Below are 17,906 nucleotides of genomic sequence, written 5' to 3' on the forward strand. Positions count from 1 at the left end.
GAGGGCACGTTTTCAGGCAGTGGCCACTACAGGTGGCAGATCATCCTCGCTTGCGCCGGGGTAACGGGCAAAACGACGATCCTCAGCGCCATGTACCGGGTCGTTGTCCTTCCAGGGCCAGCCGCCGAACTGGGTGCGTCGATAATCCTGCATGGCCTGCATGATCTCTTCCTGCGTATTCATCACAAAGGGGCCGTATTGCGACACGGCCTCGCCAATGGGTTTGCCTTGCAGCAGTAACAGCTCCACGGTGTCGTCACCGGTGTTGACCAGCTCCAGGTCGCTATGTGCATCAATGTGCATGGCCAAGTGTTGCTTCACGGCTTCGCCGCCGACCAACATACTCTTGCCTTGGAAGAAATAGAGCATGCGGTGCGTCTCAGCCCCAGCGGCCTTGGGCATGGTCCAGCGGGCGCCGGGCTCCAGCTCCAGCGTCCAGATGGCAACATCGCTGCCAGCCTCCGAAGCCCAGGACTCTGGAGGAGGCGGCAGGGTCTTGTCCACGCCTTCCAGCGCGCCAGCTACCACGGTCACTTTGGTCTTCTTGCCTGCAGCATCGCTGAAGGTCACGCGCGGAATCTGCTCGTTCCAGAACATGGTGAAGTGCGGCTCCACCATCTTGTTCTTGGCGGGCAGGTTCAGCCAGATCTGGAACAGTTCCAGCGGGTTGGGCTTGTCACTGTTGAGCAGCGGGAACATTTCAGAGTGCTGAATTCCCTTGCCGGCGGTCAGCCACTGCACATCACCGCCGCCAAAGCGCGCCGCCGCGCCCAGTGAATCGGCATGGTCGATACGGCCTTTTCGCACCAGCGTCACGGTCTCAAAGCCACGGTGCGGGTGACCGGGGAAGCCGGGAATCGGCTCGCCGTGGTACATGGAAAAGCCGTCCTTGGCGCTGAAATCGCTGCCCATCTCGCGGCCCTCGAACTCCACGGCCTGCACACCCATCTCGCCGTTGCTGGCAGGGTAAGTGTCATCGTGGTGAGCGCAGAACAGAAAAGGATCCAGACAAGGCCAGCGTGGGCCGAGTGGGACGCTTTCAAGAATGGTTTTGCGAGTCGTGGTCATGGAGTTCTCCTCTTGAGGGCCGCTGCCATCTGCAGAGCCTGAGTCTCAAAGATAAGGCCTGACCCCCTGATTGAAAGACATCACTGGCAGGACAGTGTTTTCAGGTTTTGCAACAGCGGCAAAGACGACTTCCGCTCAGTCACGCGGCGGCATGTTCAGTCCTTTTTGCACGGCTGGCCGGGCCACAAAGGCTGCCAGCACACGCTGCAGTTCAGGGAAGTCGCTCCAGCCCACCAGCTCTGCGGCGTTGTAACCGGCCTCCAGCACCATATTGCGCACCCAGGGCCAGATGGCAATGTCCGCCAGCGTGATCTGCTCGCCCATGATCCACTCGCGGCCCTGCATGCGCTGCTCAAGCACACCCAGCAGGCGCTTGGATTCATTCACATAGCGGTCCCGTGGGCGCTTGTCCTCAAAGTCCTTGCCAGCGAACTTATGGAAGAAGCCCACCTGACCAAACATGGGGCCGACACCGCCCATCTGGAACATCAGCCACTGCAGGGTTTCATAGCGCGCTGCAGGGTCTGCCGGCAGCAGCGGGCTGCCGGTCTTTTCGGCCAGATAGATGAGGATGGCGGCCGACTCAAACAGCGCCAGCGGCTGGCCACCGGGGCCTTGCGGGTCGATGATGGCCGGAATCTTGTTGTTGGGAAAGGTGCCCACAAACTCAGGCGTGAGCTGGTCATTGGTCTGAAAGCTGACCAGATGGGCCTCGTAAGGCAGCTGCATTTCCTCCAGCGCGATCGACACTTTCACGCCATTGGGCGTGGGCAGCGAATACAGCTGAATGCGCTCGGGGTGCTGAGCAGGCCATTTGCGGGTGACGGAAAAATCGGCGAGGGTACGGGTCATGCGGCAGTCTCCTGAAAAAATGCTTTGCCGCATCGTAACGGCAGAGCTTGCTCAACGCAGCAGCTGCCAGAACATCTGCACACAGGGCGATGGCGCCTGCTGCATGCTCACCATGGCAATGCGCGAGTGGCGCGCGGCATCGGCCAGCGGCTGCAGCACCACACCGGGCGGGCAAATGCGTTCATAGACACTGGGCACGATGGAAAGGCCCAACCCTGCTGCCACCAGCGCCAGCATGGTCGAGGTCTCACGCGCGGGCTGAGCGATGCGCGGCACAAAGCCGGCCTCGCTGCACAGCGCCAGAATATGTTCGTGCAGCCCGCCGCCCAGCACGCTAGGGTGCAGCACAAAGGGTTGATCGGCCAGAGCGCTCAGCGCCACGGGCTGCGAATCTGCCGCCTGCCTGGCGGGCAAGGCCAGCATCAGCTCGTCGCGCCACAGCGTTTGTTCACGGATGGGCACGGGAATGCGAAACGCGGGCGAGGGCCGCATAAAACCAATATCAATCTGCCCGGCCGTCAGCGCCGCAATCTGCTCGCCCGTGGTCATGTGCTGCAAATCCAGCTCGACCTCGGGGTAGCGGGTGCGGAAGTCGCGCAGCATGGCCGAGAACGCGTCAAACAACGGCACCGAGGCGGTGAAGGCAATACGCAGCCGTCCCGCCAGCCCATGGGCTGCCATGCGGCACAGCTCACCGGCCTGCTGATGCAGCTCCACAATCTGCCTGGCCTTTTCCTGCAGCAGCAGGCCCGCAGGCGTCAGCGTGACCGCCCGGCGCGAACGTTCAAACAGCTGCGCCCCCATTTCCTGCTCCAGCAGGCGTATCTGCTGGCTCAGCGGGGGCTGGCTCATGTGAAGGCGCTGGGCGGCGCGGCTGAAGTTCAGCTCATCGGCCACGGCCAGGAAACAAGTGAGGCGGCGCAAATCCATAGGACGATTTTCGTATCAAGTCCAAACGCAAACGGTATTGGACGGAAAGACCGTGACTTTTCACAATCCCATCAGCCGCAAAAGCTATGACAAACATAGCTGCTTGCGTTGATTCAATAAGGGCTCAAGACCACTTGAACCCAATCCAGAACCGAGAGACATGATGCAACCCTTTACTCTTTTCACCGCCCGCCGCGCCCTGCTGATCAGCACTGTGGCGCTGGTCGCTGGCTGCGCCCAGCAGCCAGCCAGCCAGACCAGCAAAGAGCCCGTGCATCTCATGACCTCGGGCGGCTTTACGGCGGCGCACAAGCTGCTGGCACCGCAGTTCACGGCGCAGACGGGGATTGCGGTGGAGTCGGCTTATGGATCCTCCATGGGCTCATCGCCCACCTCTATTCCCAATCGTCTGAGCCAGGGCGAAAAGGCGGACATGGTGATTCTGGCGCGCGGCGCGCTTGATGATCTGGCGGCCAAGGGGCTGGTCAAGCAAGGCACGCAAATCGATCTGGTGCGCTCCGCCGTGGGCGTGGCCGTCAAAAAAGGCGCGCCCATCCCCGACATCAGCAGCGAGGACAAGCTGCGCCAGGTGCTGCTGAATGCCAAGAGCATTGCCTACTCGGCCAGCGCCAGCGGCACTTATTACGAAACCCAGATGCTCAAGAAGCTGGGCATTCACGATCAGGTCATGCCCAAGAGCAAAAAAATCGTGACGGAGCGCGTGGGCACCATCGTGGCCAGAGGCGAGGCAGAAGTCGGCCTGCAGCAAGTCAGCGAGCTGCTGCCCATTGAAGGCATCAGCTATGCCGGCACGCTGCCTGACTCGGTTCAGCACTACACACTGTTCTCGGCCGGCACGGCCAGCACCTCCACCAACCCGCAGGGGCTGGAGCAGCTGCTGAAGTTCTACACTTCACCCGCCGCCGCCAAAGCCATCCGCGACACGGGTCTGGAGCCCATTGCCAAGGCCCGCTAATCCCCCTGTAAAAGACAAAGCCCGCAGGCAGGCCGTGCGGGCTTTGGTATTTCAGTGGGAGAGACTCAGCGCTTGACGCCTTGCGGTGCTTTTTGCACCAACGCCACCGTCAGGCCCTGCGCCGTGACCGTGATGGCGCCGGGCTCCATGGCCAGTGCATCGACCAGCGCCAAATCCTGATCTTGCAGCTGATAGAGCACCACCTGGCCCATGGCCTGCTCGGCCAGCGCCGTGGAATAAGTACCCAGCATATCGCTGAGCGCGGGCGACAGGCCGTCAATGCTCAGCTGATTGACCTTGATCTGGTGAGCGCGCAGCGTTCGGTCCGAGGGCTCGTAGCGCAGGGCAAAGTCCACATCCAGCAGACCGCTGAAACGCTCCTTGAGCACCTTGCCGCTCAGCTCCGCCGGAATGACGGCGTTGAGCATGTTGCGCTCGGGCCGCATGCTCAGCTGCGGCACCTTCAAATCAAGTTGCAACAACCCCGCCACGGGGAACTGCTTGGGGAAACGCTTGGCCAGCATCTCCTGCAGTTTCTGCTGACTCACACTGACGCTGCTGGGCACTGATTTACCCGAGCAACCTGCAGCGACCATACCCAGACCCATTGCTGCCGACATCAACCATGCGCGCCGATTCATCACGACCACCCAACTCCGTAAAATCTGATTCAAAACAATGGGAACGCTTGTTAAACCAGCGCTTAACGCTATGGTTTTTGAATAGTCCATTGTCTCTCGCTTGCTATTCCACAGAGTCTCGATGGGTGTTTGAGGTTCCCCATTTCTTGCGATCTGCAGGTAAAGATTTGTTGTTTAACGCCCCACCGGCGCGCAGGTTGACGCAAAAGCCGCCGCAGCACTCCATGCACAATGACTTACATGAATGCTCACCCCACTCCCACCCATGAAACCCTGGCAGCAGCGGCCGCAGATGCCTCCCTGCCCGATCAGGTTCTGACCCAATGGTTTGGTAGCGCCAGACCCGACAACGCACAGGCTTTGCAGTACAAGAGCCGGTGGTTTACCAAGTCCCCAGCGTTTGATGAAGAGCTGCGTGAGCGCTTTGGTGTGGCGGTTGAGGCAGCCCTGGGCGGTGCCCTGCAGCACTGGTCTGCGCAAGGACCGTGGCAGCATCTGGCGCTGGTGGTATTGCTCGACCAGTTCACGCGCAATATCTTTCGCAATACGCCCAAAAGCTTTGCGGGCGACCCGCAGGCGCTGACGCTGGCTTTGCAGGCCATGCAGTCCGGGGCTGACCAGCAGCTGCCCGAGGTGGTCCGCGTCTTCATGTACCTGCCGCTGGAACATGCCGAAGACCCTGGCATGCAGCAGCGCTGTGTGGCAGCGTTTGATGCCATGCACCAGGCCGCCGAAGAGGCAGAGTTGCGCGAATACCTGGCCGGATCGCTGGACTACGCCCACCGCCATCAGGTGGTGATTGAGCGGTTCTGCCGCTTTCCGCACCGCAACGCGATTCTGGGCCGCGCCAGCACGACTGAAGAAGCCGCATATCTGGCCCAGCCCGGCTCTGGCTTCTGACGACCTTTACGAGCCGCGCGTCGCCTCACGCAGCGCGGGCTCTTTGCGCGGCTGCGGCTGACGCGCAGGCCTGCTGCCCGCATCGCGGTAGCGCATGGCCCAGCGCTCTACCGTGTAAAACGACAGGGCAGACAGCGCCGTCGAAATCAGCAGGCCCAGCACCACCGTCACCGGCCACGAGTAATCGGCCCGCAAATAGCGCACCACCGGGTAGTGCCAGAGGTAAATGCCGTAGGACAGCTGGCCCAGCTTGATGAACAGCGGGGCCGTCAGCATTTCATAGACCAGCCCCATGGGCTTTTGTACGGATAGCAGCACGACCAGTGCGGCACATTCCACAACCGTAATGCCCCAGACCATGGCGTGCTGGTTGTCCCACTCCAGCTCCATGATGAGCGGCACGGCCAGCACAAACCACATGGTGTAGGCGCGCAGGGATTGCAGGCTCTCAATCCACTTGGGCTTTTCCAGCGTCAGCGCCGCAAGCAAGGCACCGGCCAGCAGGCCCGAGGCGCGGGTATCAAAGCGGAAGAAAATCTCGTAGAACTTCTGGTCCTGCATGACCCAGAAGATGCGCCACAGCGTGCTCAGCACCCACAGTGCCAGCAGCGGTGCCCACACCCGGCCCGGCGTGGCCTTGCGCAACAGCAAGACCAGCAGCGGCGGCCAGACCAGATAGAAATGCTCTTCCACCGATAGCGACCACATGTGCAGCAGCGTGTCCGGGCTGTCGAAGAATGCGATGCCGTAGTCGGCGAGGTAAAGAATGGAGACCAGCGCGTCTGAGTAGATGTCCGTCAAATCCGGCCAGAGGAACGGTGCCACCACACAGTAAACGCCCAGGAACAGCGCCAGCGCTGGCATCAGCCTGAAAAATCGGCGGCGGTAAAAGCGCCAGTAATCCAGCTTGCCATGCTGCTGATACTCCATCAGCAGCAACGAAGTGATCAGAAAGCCGCTGAGCACAAAGAACAGATCGACACCGAAGAACGCGCCATCAAACATCGGCGCATGTGCGTGCGAGAGCAGCACCAGCACAATGGCAATGCCTCTCAACCCATCAAGCGCTGGGTTGTAGCGCAGCTTGAAAGCTGACTCCACCAAAACCGGACACCTTTCCTTTCGCTCAGGCACAGGCCGAGCTTGCGATCCACAGAACACAGCCATGTCCATACACGGCTGTTGCAGTATTCAGAGTTTGCGCAAAGAGGCAGTAACAGCTCTTTGCAGCGACCCGAAGTCGCAGAGCGCACGGAGCACGCTCAAAGCGCCTGAACGGTGCAGGCCTCGCTGTCCTTCAACTGCCGCAATCCAGCCGCAAAAGATGGCGCGAGCCCGCAGCCAGGCCGCTGGTTATCTGTTGACAAGTGAACAGATTCGGAGGATTTAAACAGATTTTTTCGAATATCCCAAACCAAAAACCCCGGTGATGGGCCAGGGGCTGGATGTTCGAAAGCTGTTTTAACAATTAAGAACAAAAATAGCCTGTCTCGCAACATCTAAAAGCGCGAACAGCTATCAAATTTGATAATGAATAGATGATTTAAGAGCCGCTAACACGACCCAGTGAACCGAAGGTTTACGGTTGAGACGAGGTGCGAAGCCGAAGACAGTACTTCAGTCCGACTAGGCTTCGCACCGACGTATCAAGGATTGTGTTTGCAGCTCTAAAGACGCTTTTTGCGCCCACACGCCGGGGCACTTTGGTGCACATCGCGCCAGAGCAGCATCTCGACAACGCGCTCGGATTTATCGTCGTCAAACCCCAGCTTCTGCGCGCGCTCTGCCGGGTTGACCCAGGTGCCAAACAGCATGTCCCACAACGGCAGGCCATAGTTCTGCGCATGGTGACCATGCTGATGGTGCACGGTATGCATCTCGGGGCGCTGCAGCACATAGCCCAGCCAGCGCGGCGTGCGCAGGTCGGCATGGGTGAACAGATCAAACGCGGCGGTCAGCCCCAGGGCCACGGCGGCTGCGGCAGGGCTGGCACCCAGCACCCAGTAGCTGGAGATCACGCTCAGCAGCATGGCTGCCGCAGAATCCAGCGGGTGGGCGTAAAACGAGGTCAGCACCTCGATACGCCGCGCGCTGTGGTGCAGCTGGTGGAACATGCGCCATAGCAGATCCGATGCATGGGTGGCGCGGTGCCACCAGTAAAAGACAAAGCTGGTGATGAAAAAGCTCAGCAGCCCCACCAGCAGCGGGTTCCAGCGTGCGCCCACATCCAGCAGCGCGTGCTGGCGAATGCGCTCTTCAAGCACCCAACCCAGCGCCAGCGTGCACACCAGCGTCAGCGCGCCCAGGGCACCGCTGTAGATCAGCCAGCGCCGGTCGCAAAGATTGCGCGAGGCGGGCGCAATCACCTCGCGCGTGAAGACCGCCACAAACATCAGCGCAATCAGCGGATAGACCAGGTACTCCAGCACGGCAAACACTCCCCTTAAGGTATGCCGCTCAGTCTATCGGCTGATAGCCTTGCATCCCTTTATTGAGGCAATACAAACTGCTCCAGCGGCGTGTCGTTGGGCGCGGCCAGCTGCTTCTTGAGCATTTCGCCCATGGGCAGATTCAGGTTCACGTTCTTGGGTGGGATCGCCTGCATAAACCACTTGGCGTAGAGCTTGTGGATTTCACCCGAGCGGATCATCTGCAGGATGGCTCCATCCACGGCCTTCTTGATCTGCGGGTCGTTCTTGCTGAACTGGATGGCGATGGGCTCGGCACCAATCACCTCGCCCACGATCTTGTAACCCTTGGGGTTCTTGCTCTGGCCAATCACACCGGCCAGCATGTTGTCGTCCAGCACAAAGGCATCCACGCGGCCGGATTCCAGCAGCAGAAAGCTCTCGAACTGGTCCTTGCTCATCAGCGTCTTGAAGTTCAGCTCGTTATCGCTGGCGTACTTGCGCAGAATCTGCACCGCCGTCGTGCCGGTGATGGCGCCCACGTTGCGGCCCTGCAGTTGCTTGAAGGAGGTGATGCCCGAATCGGCTCGCACGGCCATGCGGACCTCGCTCACATAGGTGGTCAGACCAAAAGCCACCTGCTTCTGGCGTGTGAGGTTGTTGGTCATGCTGGCGCAGTTGAAATCAGCCGTGCCGTTGTTGATCAGCGGCATGGTGTTCTGCGGCGTCAGCACCATGTATTTGATCTGGGCCTTGGGCGCAATCGCCTGCACCACGCGCTCGCACAAATCCATGTGATAGCCGACAAATTTTTCATTGGCACCGATGACGTAGGACATGGGTGTGGCCGCTTCACGCACACCCAGCACCACCGTGCCACCGGCCTGCCAGCGCTGCAGCGTGGGCGATGCGGAGACATCAACCGCCGTATCAATGTTGGCACCCAGCTCGGCCTTGACAGGCTTGCCTGCAGCCATGGCCGAGCCTGCGCACACCAGCGCTGCCGCCAGCCAACCCCACTTCAACGAACTGCTCAACGACTTGCTCATCACCCACACTCCAGAAAAACAAAAAGCGCCGAGACCCATGGCCATCGGCGCTTATCACCAACCCAATCCGGCAAACACCTTATGTCCATGCACACAAGGCCCTTGTCTGATTGTCGTTGCTCACTTATTGCTTTGAGTGGAATGCTTATTCCGCGCCGGGCTCCATACGTCGCGTTTCACGGGGCTGAACCCATCAGTTCGCGCAGGCGCTGGTGGGCCGCACTGGCTTCATCGACGTTCTGCTGGTGCTTGGCCTGCAGATAGCGCTCGGTAAACACGCCCAGATAACTCTCCAGCACCCGACCGGCATGCGCATCGGGCGCATCGCCGACCAGCTCCAGGCACAGCGCCGCCACCTCACTGGTGCAGAAATGGTCATCGCGCTTGGATCTACGCAATTGATAGCGCGAGAGCAAATCCGGGTGCAGGCTGAGCACCGGAAAACCATCCAGATACGGGCTCTTGCGGAACATCTTGCGCGCCTCGGACCAGGTCGCATCCAGCAAGATAAACAGCGGGCGCTTGCCCGCTTGCAGCGCCCCCCTGCCCGGCTCATCCAGCGACTGCACCACGCGCTCTGGCGACTGGGCATATTCACCAGGGAACACTACATAGGGTTGCCACTGCGGATCGGCCAGCAAGGCCTCGATCTGCGGATCCACCTCGGTACGCGACCAGCCAAAAGCATAGGTCTCGCGCACCACATCGGCTATCAGCCAGCCCGTGTTGCTGGGCTTGAGCGGCTCGGAGTCATGCATCAGCAAGCAGAACGCAGCGCGCGTGCCCAGCTCGGGCCGCAGCGCGCACATGCAGTGGCTGGGCCGCAGGCGGCAAGCTTCGCAGCGCTCGCCGCGCGGCCCGCCACGCGCCAGAAATGGCCGCGTGCTGCGCGCCAGCCGCGCCGTGCGCAGGCGCGCTACGGCATGCGGAGTCAGCTCCGACGCCACGGCCTGCAAATAGCTCAGCGGAATCTGCGCTGCAGGCAGCTCGGACGAGGAGGACGGAAGAGAGTCGGACAAGGCACGCACCGGTGGGCAAAGGCGGCTATTGTGCAAGATCAGCTACGGTCATGCGCTGCCCACGAACAAGCCTGCAGGAGAGCGGCGGGAACTCAGACTGCACGCATGCCCGGCATATGCGGAATGGCCGCCCGCATGATTTCCACAAAATGGCGCAACTTGGCGGGGTAGAACTTGGCGTAGGGGTAGACGATGCTGACCGGCTGCGGCACGGCCTCCCACTGCGGCAGCAGATGCAGCAAGCGGCCGCTGCGCAAATCGTCATCCACCAGCCAGGCAGACACCACGCACAGGCCCAGCCCCTCGCGTGCCGCACTCAGCAGCGCGTAAAGATTGTCGGTCGTCAGGCGTGGCGCAATCTCCAGCAGACTCTGTCGATCCGGCTCATCCACCCGCTGCAACAGCAGTTCACGCCGGTAAAACAGACTGGCCGCCAGCCAGGGCAGCTGCATCAGCTCGGCCGGGGTTTGCGGCAGCCTGCTGCCCTCGGGCAGCGCCGACGGCGCGGCCACCACAATCCGCCGCACATCGGCCAGACGTATGGCCACCGAAGACAAATCTTCCACCATGCCCACGCGGATGGCGCAATCCACGCCATCGGCCACAAAGTTGGGCGGCCTGTCGATCAGCATCCATTCCACACTCACTTCGGGGAACTGCCGCAAATACTGCGCCAGCGGCCGCACCAGCTGCTCCTGTCCATAGGCATGCGGCACCACCACGCGCAGCTGACCGCGCGGGTGGTCTGCGGGTCCGCGCAAGTCGGCCTCCATGGCCTGCCAGTGCCCGACCAGCGCGCGCGCATGTTCAAAGCAGCGCTGGCCTTCCTCGGTGAGCTGCATGCCATGGGTAGATCGCTGAAGCAATTTGACGCCCAGCAAACGCTCCAGCGTCTGCAGCCTGCGGCTCATGGTGGGCTGGCTGGTGCCCAGCTGCTGCGCCGCTGCCGACAGGCTGCCTGCCTCCACGATGCGCAGAAAGCTCAGCATCAAATCAATGCGGTCCGATCCGGGAAGTACAGGGTTGGTCATACATCAAACGTATAAGCAATTTGCAGCACAGCCTACTACACACGGAAATCTTGTGAAACAAGAATGCATGCAATCTTTACTCCCAGCGAGCTTTCCATGTCTTCTATTCAAAATTTGAATATTAATACCGGCTTGGCGGCCCAGACCGCACAGCGGCCGCTCTCTGCCGGGACCTTGTTCCTGCTGGCCACCGCTGCGGGCTGCAGCGTTGCCTCGCTCTATTACAGCCAACCCCTGCTGGGCAGCCTGGTGGACGATCTGCAGACCAGCGAAGGCACGGCAGGCCTGATCCCCACACTCACCCAGCTGGGCTACGCCCTGGGCATCCTGCTGCTGGCCCCACTGGGCGACCGCTATGACCGGCGCAGCATCATTCTCGTCAAGGTGGCACTGCTGGTGCTGGCGCTGCTGGCCAGCGGCTTTGCACCCGGCGTCTCGGCCCTGCTGGTCGCCAGCCTGGCCGTGGGCCTGGCCGCCACGGTGACCCAAGATCTGGTGCCCGCCGCCGCCACTCTGGCCCCTGCGGCCGAGCGTGGTCGCGTGGTTGGCACGGTGATGACAGGTCTGCTGCTGGGCATTCTGCTGTCTCGCGTGGTCAGCGGGCTGGTCGCGCAGTGGTGGGGCTGGCGCACGGTTTACTTTTCCGCCGCCGTGGCCGTATCACTGATTGGCGTAGCGCTGTGGCGGGGTCTGCAGCGTTTCGCGCCGACCACACAGGTCGGCTACCTGGCACTCATGGCTTCCATGCTGACGCTGTTCCGCCAGCATGCCAGCCTGCGCCGCGCCGCATTGGCGCAAGGCTTGCTGGCCATGGGTTTTAGCGCCTTCTGGTCCATGCTGGCCGTGATGCTGCACCACCAGCTGCATCTGGGCAGCGCTGCAGCCGGCGCTTTTGGCCTGGCGGGTGCAGCCGGCGCGCTGGCTGCTCCACTGGCAGGCAAACTGGCCGACAAGCGCGGCCCGGAAATCGTGACCCGTCTGGGTGCGGCCATTGCAGCGCTCTCTTTTGCCCTGCTGTTTTTAGGTGCCTGGCTGCCGGACGACAAGGCGCGACTGGTGGTGCTGCTGGTCAGCGCCGTAGGCTTTGACTTTGGCGTGCAAGCCGCACTGGTGGCGCACCAGACACTGGTCTACCAGCTCGATGCCAATGCCCGCAGCCGACTGAACGCCATCTTCTTCACCGGCATGTTTGTCGGCATGTCCAGCGGAGCCGCACTCGGAGGTCTGGCCATGGCCCAGTGGGGCTGGAATGGCGTGGTGGCCATGGCCACCGCCACCTCGTTGGCGGCCCTGCTGGTCAGAATGTACAGACATTGAGGAATGTACAAATGCCGAGCGATGACTGCGGCTTACCCGCCCACGCACTCCAGCTCAAACAGCGGCAGCTCGGCCTTGCGGCTCAGCCACACGCCGCCGCCCAGCTCCTTGAAGTGCGGCTGCAGGCCGCGCCGGTACAGCTCGGCGCGGTGGCGGTACAGGCGCGAATCGGTCAGGTCTTCGTCAATGATGTCGCGCTCGTAGTCTTCCTTGGCCACGGCTTCGATGTAGAGACCGCCCTGCGAGAGGCGGCCCAGATTGCTCAGCGCTTTTTTCAGATCCGCCGGGCTCAGATACGGCAGAACGCCCTGGCAGATCACCAGATCAAAGGGCTGGCCGTCCTTGGGCTGGTAATCCACCACCGAGCCCTGCTCCCAGCCATAGCGCTCGCATAGATAAGGGCTGAACTCTACGCCGTGATAGTGCACGCCGGGAAAGTGCTGCTCCACCGCCTCGCGCCACAGGCCAATGCCGCAGCCCACATCCAGCACACGGCGCACCGGCACGCGCAGATACGCAAGATACGAGCAGACAAACGCACCCAGCCGCCGCGCGTGCTCGGGGTCGATCACGCTGGTCTTCTTGTCAAAGTAAAAGCGCTGGTAATACGCCTCGTCAAACCACTCGTTGCTTGCAGATTGCACGCAGCCTCCTTCTGATCAAAACAAACGGCGCCCAAAGGCGCCGCACAGCTTGGCTATTCTTGCGCCGCGGCTTCCGCCACTGGCGCGTCCCACTATCAGAGGCACATGGCTAAAGCCGCCTCGCGGCGATGGCGTCGTCCCCCTGCGGGGAAGGCGCGCAGCGCCTCAGGGGGATTAGATTCTTCCAATCACAGACCAGCCCTTGCGCTGATCCTGCTTGTTGTTTTCGTAATCCCACACCGTGCCGCAACGCTCGCAGACATAACGGGTCACCGTCACCGAGTTGGAGCCGCGATCTTCCTTGCGGTTGCCGTGCTGCATCAGTTCGGCATGGCCGGGGGCTTTGCGCCAGTTGCGCTGAATGCCGGCGCAGCTGTCGCACAGATGGTCTTCGGCAGGATGGGTGGTGTTGGTCATGAAAAAGCTACTGGAATGTGGTGCGAAGCCCGGACACATGCCCGCGCTGCAAAGCAGCCATTGTGCCGCCTGCCCCGGTTTCTCACCGAAGGCAGGGTCAGCATCACCGCTTGCAACTCAGTCTCTCATCACCGAGCCCCCAGTGACACCCAGCAAGGGCCGCCCCCCAGCAAAGGTGTCCTCCCCCTCAGGGGGCTTAAGTCTTCGCCGGACGATGCAGCAAGCAAATCTTGTTGCCCGATGGGTCACGCAGATACGCCAGATACAGCGCACCCACGCCCTCACCGCGCCAGCCCGGAGCCTCTTCAATCGATTGGCCGCCAGCCGCCAGGCCCGCAGCATGGGCGGCGTTCACCTGTTCAACAGACTGCGCGGCAAACCCCGTGGTCGCGCCATTGCCCGCTGTGGCGGGAGAGCCGTCAATCGGCGTCGTGATCGCAAAGGTGCCCGTGGGGCTGCGATAGAAAAAACGGTTCTTGTTGGCAACGCCAGGCGCAATGCCCAACTGGCCCAGCAGTGCGTCATAGAAGCGCTTGCCGCCTTCCAGATCATTCACGCCCAACATGATGTGACTAAACATGGTTGTGTCTCCTTGGTGAGCCCGGTTTCAGGCCGATAACGGGGAATCTGGAGGCCATCGTACCGGGCTTTTCGTGGGAGCAGTCGTCTAATTTTTAATACGAAAAAGGACTGCAGCGCTCTCTGAATAAGCGCCAGCAGCTATCAAAACGACAAAACGCCATGGAACACCCCGCGGGTTTTGCCTGTGCAGATGCTGCGCCCGCACATTCAGGCGCATCACCGCCCCTAGGCCATCATTCCTCCTTGATTTAGACTGCTACAAACTGGTTACATATCAGAACCAATGACTGCCAGCCCCACCACCGCGCACAAGGCAGCGACCACTCCAACCCCTCACTGTGAAATGGCAGGCGATGGCGCAACCGTTCTTTGATCCCGTACTGTTCATCCAGGAAGACGCGCCAACGGCGGTCGATCTTCTGCAGACGCCGTACTTCTGCAATATCGACGGACACCCCCACTACCGCGCCACACCGCCCGAAGGCCAAGAGCTGCGGGTGGCCGCCGCGATGGACCCCGGTGTCGAGATGGGCAACGAATACCACGTCCTCTCTGCGACCACCACACACCCCGACCCCCAATACGGCAATCAGACCCAACTGGAGTTCCAGGCCAGCGAAGTCAAGTACCAAGCCTTGCCAGCCACACGCCAGGCGGCTGAAGCCTTCGGAATGACCTTGATTGAGCCAGGCCAGAGCATTTACATCACCAGCCCGCAACCACGTCTTTCACTCGTCGACCTGGAGTTCGGCATGTTTGCTGGTCACCGATCGCCCTATGAAGGAACCGGCAACCGCTTACTGGGCAAGGTCTGTACCGATCTCGAACATCACGATTTCCCGCACATCTTCACCTCCATCGACCCGCATTTGCCGCTGGTGATTTCCGTGGGAAAATACTGGCCTCAGACGCAAAAAATCCGCCTGGCCGACCTCTGGCTGCCACGTGGCCACGCCCTGTACGTCCCGCCCAGACCCAAGCTGCTTGGGCAGACCTGCCTGGCTCTGCACGGCAACCGCAACTCCGCCATGGCCTGCTGGCAAGGCACAGGGCGCAGCAGCGTCAGAACCCAGACCCTGCTGCAGACCGAGAACAGCTATTTCTACTGGTTCTGGAACGAGCTGCCCTCGACTCACCCCCTTCTGGATCCGAGAGGAACACCCCATGCTTGATGCCCGCCCCCGCCTGCGCACCCTGGAACCCGACACGGGCAACGGCCTCTACCAGACGCTGCTGGAATCCACTTTGGCGATCCCTTTCAAAATTGACTGGGCGACCAAGAAATACACCTATATCGGCCCGCAGATCGAAGACCTGCTGGGCTGGAGCCCCGAAAGCTGGGAAACCGTCAATGACTGGGCCGAGCGCATCCACCCCGACGAGCGCGAATCCACCGTCTCGCGCTGCGTGGAACTCTGCATCGCCGGCGTCGATCACGAAGCCGAATACCGCGCGCAAACCAGCGACAACCGCTTTGTCTGGGTCAAGGAAGTCGTGCATGTGCTGTGCGACGAACAGGGCCAGACCAGCGCCCTGATCGGCTTCACTTTCGACATCACCGAGCAGAAGAAAAACGAGCAATTGCGGGCCGAACTGGAGGCCGAAAAGCTCTCCAACGCCCGTCTTCAGGAGCGCTTGCGCCTGACCCACGACCTGCACGATGGTCTGGGCGGCGAGCTGGTCCACATGATTGCCTCCGTCGAGCAAGGCAGTGCCTCTCTGACCCGGCCCCAGGTGCTCTCCATGCTCAAACTCATCCGCAGCGATCTGCGCCAGAGCATTGACAGCAACGCCTCAGCCCAGGTGCGCGTGCCAGCCACCCCGCAAGAATGGCTGGCCCCCCTGCGCCGCCGCTTCAACGACCTGTTCGAGGCCATGAACATCCACTGCGACTGGCAGTTTCCGCAAAACTGGAGCACACCGCCCAATGCGCTGCAATACCTGGCGCTGACCCGGCTGATTGAAGAAGCGCTGACCAACATCATCAAGCACAGCCAGGCCCGCCACGTGCGCCTGCTGCTGACCCAGCGCCAGCCACATGCGCTGGTGCTGGAGATCGAAGATGACGGCGTAGGCTTTGACGTGCAGGCCGTGGATGCCTCAGGCCTGGGCATAGGCATGCGATCCATGGCCGTGCGGGTTGCGCGGGTGGGCGGAATGCTGGGCATTGACTCGCAGGCCGGGCGGACGGCGTTGACGGCACGGGTAGTGCTGGGCTCTGAGGATTAAGGTGTTTTTGGGCTGTAGCGCTTATTGGTGAAGCGCTGGCAGCTATCAAAATTATCGTTTTATCGTCGTTCAAGACAGAAGCCGGGTCTCGCCCCGGCGGGCGACCTGCCAGATTTGTGACGAAATCTGTCTCTAGCGCTTATATATCAGGCGCAAGCAGCTATCAAAACAGCATCGCTTTGTCGCCACCGACAGAGGCCGGGAGTCGCCCCGGCTGGCGACCTTCTTTTCTTGCGCGTGCAAGCAAAGAAGGTAAAAGAACACGTCCCTGCTGTCTGCGTCCCTGCGCTTCGCTCCGGGCAAACCTGCGACGGCAAGCGCTTGGGCTAGCTGCTGCACCGCAGAGTGCAGCAGCTTCGTGCTCTGACTTGCGGCAACGTGTTTGAACGAAGAGCGAAGCGCGAAGTGAGTTTTGCCGCACAGCTCCAAGAGCTTGACGGCGCAGGCTGCCCGTAGCGAAGCGCAGGGACGTGGGTAGCAGGGGCTGGCTCTTTGCCTACTTTCTGGCCACAGAAAGTAGGTCGGCAAGGCGGGCCGAGACCCGCCCTCTGTCCATCAACCAAGCATGTCGTTGAAACAAAAATCCCGGGGTAGATAAATCACTGACAGCTATCCAAACATCCAAACAAAAAGGGCATGCAGACCATAAGAACCACATGCCCAATCAGCCTCAATCCAAGGTGCACAAAGCGCTATCAACGATCAATATTCCAGGCAAATCTTGCCAAAGTGCTTGCCCGCCGCCTGATGCGTAAATGCATCCACCATCTGCTCCAGCGGGTAGCGGCTATCGATCACAGGCTTCCAGCCAAAGTTCTCCAGCGCCCTCACCATGTACTGCTGCTGCTCGCGGCTGCCGACGATCAGGCCCTTGAGGGTTTGCTGCTTGCGCATGAGCTCCAGCGTTGGCACGGCACCGGCAATGCCGGTCAGCACGCCAATCAGCGCAATATGGCCGCCGACGGCGCAGGCGCGGATGGACTGGGGCAGGGTGCCGGGGCCGCCCACTTCGACCACGATGTCAGCGCCGCGCCCGCCGGTGGCGGCCAGTACGGCGTCGCCCCACTCTGGGGTGTCCTGGTAGTTGATGACTACGTCGGCACCCAGGGCCTTGAGCTGCTCGGCCTTGGCATGGCTGGAGGTGGTGGCGATGACTTGCGCGCCCATGCTCTTGGCCATTTGCAGCGCAAAGATGGAGACGCCGCCCGTGCCCAGCACCAGCACGGTGTCGCCGGCCTTGAGATGGCCGTCCACGACCAGCGCGCGCCAGGCCGTGAGGCCGGCGGTGGTGAGCGTGGCGGCTTCGGCATGGCTCCAGCCCTTGGGGCTGCGGGTGAAGCTGGTAGCGGGAAGATTGACGAATTCACGCGCAAAGCCGTCCACGCCGTCGCCGGGGACCAACTGGAAGTCCGACGGCACCTTGCGGCCCGACAGCCATTGCGGAAAGAAGGTGGAGACCACGGCATCACCCACGGCAAATTCACTCACACCTGCGCCCACGGCAGTGACCACGCCTGCGCCATCCGCCATGGGAATGCGACCATCCGCCGCTGCGCCGGGGCGGCGTACCACGCCCAGGTCGTGATAGTTGAGCGAGCTGGCGTGAATCCGCACCTGAATCTCACCGGCCGCAGGGGCTGAAAGCGCAGGCAGATCGGCCAACTTCAGGTTCTCGAATCCGCCGGGGGCGGCCAGTTGCATGACTTTCATGGTTTGCTCCTCAAGGGTTGAAACAGATGCCACGCATGGTGCCGCCAAAGGATGCAGCACGCCAGTACCAACATATTTGTTGGGTAGTATTAAAAATGTAAGTAATGCATGAATGCGGGCCGGCGCTAGGATG

At 61.4% G+C, this 17,906-nt stretch carries 18 protein-coding genes; 5 read left to right on the forward strand and 13 right to left on the reverse strand.

Features of this window, described 5'->3' with window-relative positions:
- Positions 1-12 precede the first annotated feature (12 nt).
- From HF327_RS00375 to HF327_RS00385, 3 genes are all read right to left on the reverse strand, one after another.
- A complete protein-coding gene (locus tag HF327_RS00375; RefSeq protein WP_169106356.1) occupies positions 13-1,068 on the reverse strand; it encodes a pirin family protein in 1,056 nt (351 codons plus the stop codon).
- A 135-nt stretch (positions 1,069-1,203) separates the two neighbouring features.
- Positions 1,204-1,920 carry a glutathione binding-like protein gene (locus tag HF327_RS00380; RefSeq protein ID WP_169106357.1) on the reverse strand — a complete coding sequence of 239 codons (717 nt, stop codon included), beginning with the start codon at positions 1,918-1,920 and terminating at the stop codon, positions 1,204-1,206.
- 51 nt (positions 1,921-1,971) lie between these two features.
- The gene (locus HF327_RS00385; protein ID WP_169106358.1) at positions 1,972-2,850 is read right to left on the reverse strand and encodes a LysR family transcriptional regulator; all 879 of its coding nucleotides are present in this window, start codon (positions 2,848-2,850) and stop codon (positions 1,972-1,974) included.
- 163 nt (positions 2,851-3,013) lie between these two features.
- Here HF327_RS00385 and HF327_RS00390 point away from each other — a divergent pair, with 163 nt between their 5' ends.
- Positions 3,014-3,826: a substrate-binding domain-containing protein gene (locus tag HF327_RS00390; RefSeq protein WP_169106660.1), complete on the forward strand. Its 813-nt coding sequence runs from the start codon at positions 3,014-3,016 to the stop codon at positions 3,824-3,826.
- A gap of 65 nt (positions 3,827-3,891) precedes the next feature.
- Here the strand turns inward: HF327_RS00390 and HF327_RS00395 are convergent, their stop codons facing one another.
- On the reverse strand, positions 3,892-4,467 hold the full coding sequence (locus HF327_RS00395; RefSeq protein WP_456236851.1) for a DUF1439 domain-containing protein: 576 nt from the start codon (positions 4,465-4,467) through the stop codon (positions 3,892-3,894).
- 231 nt (positions 4,468-4,698) lie between these two features.
- Between HF327_RS00395 and HF327_RS00400 the strand changes: the two genes are divergently transcribed.
- Positions 4,699-5,367: a DUF924 family protein gene (locus HF327_RS00400; RefSeq protein WP_407927011.1), complete on the forward strand. Its 669-nt coding sequence runs from the start codon at positions 4,699-4,701 to the stop codon at positions 5,365-5,367.
- 6 nt (positions 5,368-5,373) lie between these two features.
- Here HF327_RS00400 and HF327_RS00405 read toward each other — a convergent pair whose 3' ends face one another.
- The 5 genes from HF327_RS00405 to HF327_RS00425 form a co-directional block, all read right to left on the reverse strand.
- Entirely contained in the window at positions 5,374-6,471 is a 1,098-nt protein-coding gene (locus tag HF327_RS00405) for an acyltransferase family protein (protein ID WP_169106360.1), read from the reverse strand.
- A 563-nt stretch (positions 6,472-7,034) separates the two neighbouring features.
- Complete coding sequence (locus tag HF327_RS00410) at positions 7,035-7,796, reverse strand: sterol desaturase family protein (RefSeq protein WP_328701747.1); 762 nt, start codon at positions 7,794-7,796, stop codon at positions 7,035-7,037.
- 59 nt (positions 7,797-7,855) lie between these two features.
- Positions 7,856-8,812, reverse strand: a complete 957-nt coding sequence (locus HF327_RS00415; protein ID WP_169106662.1) for a transporter substrate-binding domain-containing protein — start codon at positions 8,810-8,812, stop codon at positions 7,856-7,858.
- A 188-nt stretch (positions 8,813-9,000) separates the two neighbouring features.
- Positions 9,001-9,843 (reverse strand): tRNA-uridine aminocarboxypropyltransferase, encoded by an 843-nt coding sequence (locus HF327_RS00420; protein WP_169106362.1) that lies wholly within the window; start codon positions 9,841-9,843, stop codon positions 9,001-9,003.
- Between the two features lie 92 nt (positions 9,844-9,935).
- The gene (locus HF327_RS00425) at positions 9,936-10,874 is read right to left on the reverse strand and encodes a LysR family transcriptional regulator (RefSeq protein ID WP_169106363.1); all 939 of its coding nucleotides are present in this window, start codon (positions 10,872-10,874) and stop codon (positions 9,936-9,938) included.
- A gap of 96 nt (positions 10,875-10,970) precedes the next feature.
- On the opposite strand from HF327_RS00425, the gene HF327_RS00430 reads away from it, so the two are divergent.
- Positions 10,971-12,191, forward strand: coding sequence for an MFS transporter (locus tag HF327_RS00430; RefSeq protein ID WP_169106364.1), 1,221 nt, complete (start codon positions 10,971-10,973; stop codon positions 12,189-12,191).
- A gap of 32 nt (positions 12,192-12,223) precedes the next feature.
- Here HF327_RS00430 and HF327_RS00435 read toward each other — a convergent pair whose 3' ends face one another.
- The 3 genes from HF327_RS00435 to HF327_RS00445 form a co-directional block, all read right to left on the reverse strand.
- Positions 12,224-12,835 (reverse strand): class I SAM-dependent DNA methyltransferase, encoded by a 612-nt coding sequence (locus HF327_RS00435; RefSeq protein WP_169106365.1) that lies wholly within the window; start codon positions 12,833-12,835, stop codon positions 12,224-12,226.
- Between the two features lie 174 nt (positions 12,836-13,009).
- On the reverse strand, positions 13,010-13,252 hold the full coding sequence (locus HF327_RS00440; protein WP_169106366.1) for a hypothetical protein: 243 nt from the start codon (positions 13,250-13,252) through the stop codon (positions 13,010-13,012).
- 196 nt (positions 13,253-13,448) lie between these two features.
- The gene (locus tag HF327_RS00445) at positions 13,449-13,832 is read right to left on the reverse strand and encodes a VOC family protein (protein ID WP_169106367.1); all 384 of its coding nucleotides are present in this window, start codon (positions 13,830-13,832) and stop codon (positions 13,449-13,451) included.
- A gap of 355 nt (positions 13,833-14,187) precedes the next feature.
- Between HF327_RS00445 and HF327_RS00450 the strand changes: the two genes are divergently transcribed.
- Together HF327_RS00450 and HF327_RS00455 are read left to right on the forward strand one after the other, a co-directional pair.
- Complete coding sequence (locus HF327_RS00450; protein ID WP_169106368.1) at positions 14,188-15,006, forward strand: hypothetical protein; 819 nt, start codon at positions 14,188-14,190, stop codon at positions 15,004-15,006.
- Positions 14,999-16,063 (forward strand): sensor histidine kinase, encoded by a 1,065-nt coding sequence (locus HF327_RS00455; RefSeq protein WP_169106369.1) that lies wholly within the window; start codon positions 14,999-15,001, stop codon positions 16,061-16,063. Before HF327_RS00450 ends, HF327_RS00455 begins: the two co-directional genes overlap by 8 nt.
- Before the next feature lie 702 nt (positions 16,064-16,765).
- Here the strand turns inward: HF327_RS00455 and HF327_RS00460 are convergent.
- Positions 16,766-17,773, reverse strand: a complete 1,008-nt coding sequence (locus tag HF327_RS00460) for a zinc-dependent alcohol dehydrogenase family protein (RefSeq protein WP_169106370.1) — start codon at positions 17,771-17,773, stop codon at positions 16,766-16,768.
- Between the last annotated feature and the right edge of the window lie 133 nt (positions 17,774-17,906).

The organism is Comamonas suwonensis (genome assembly GCF_012844455.2).
Lineage (GTDB): Bacteria > Pseudomonadota > Gammaproteobacteria > Burkholderiales > Burkholderiaceae_C > Comamonas > Comamonas suwonensis.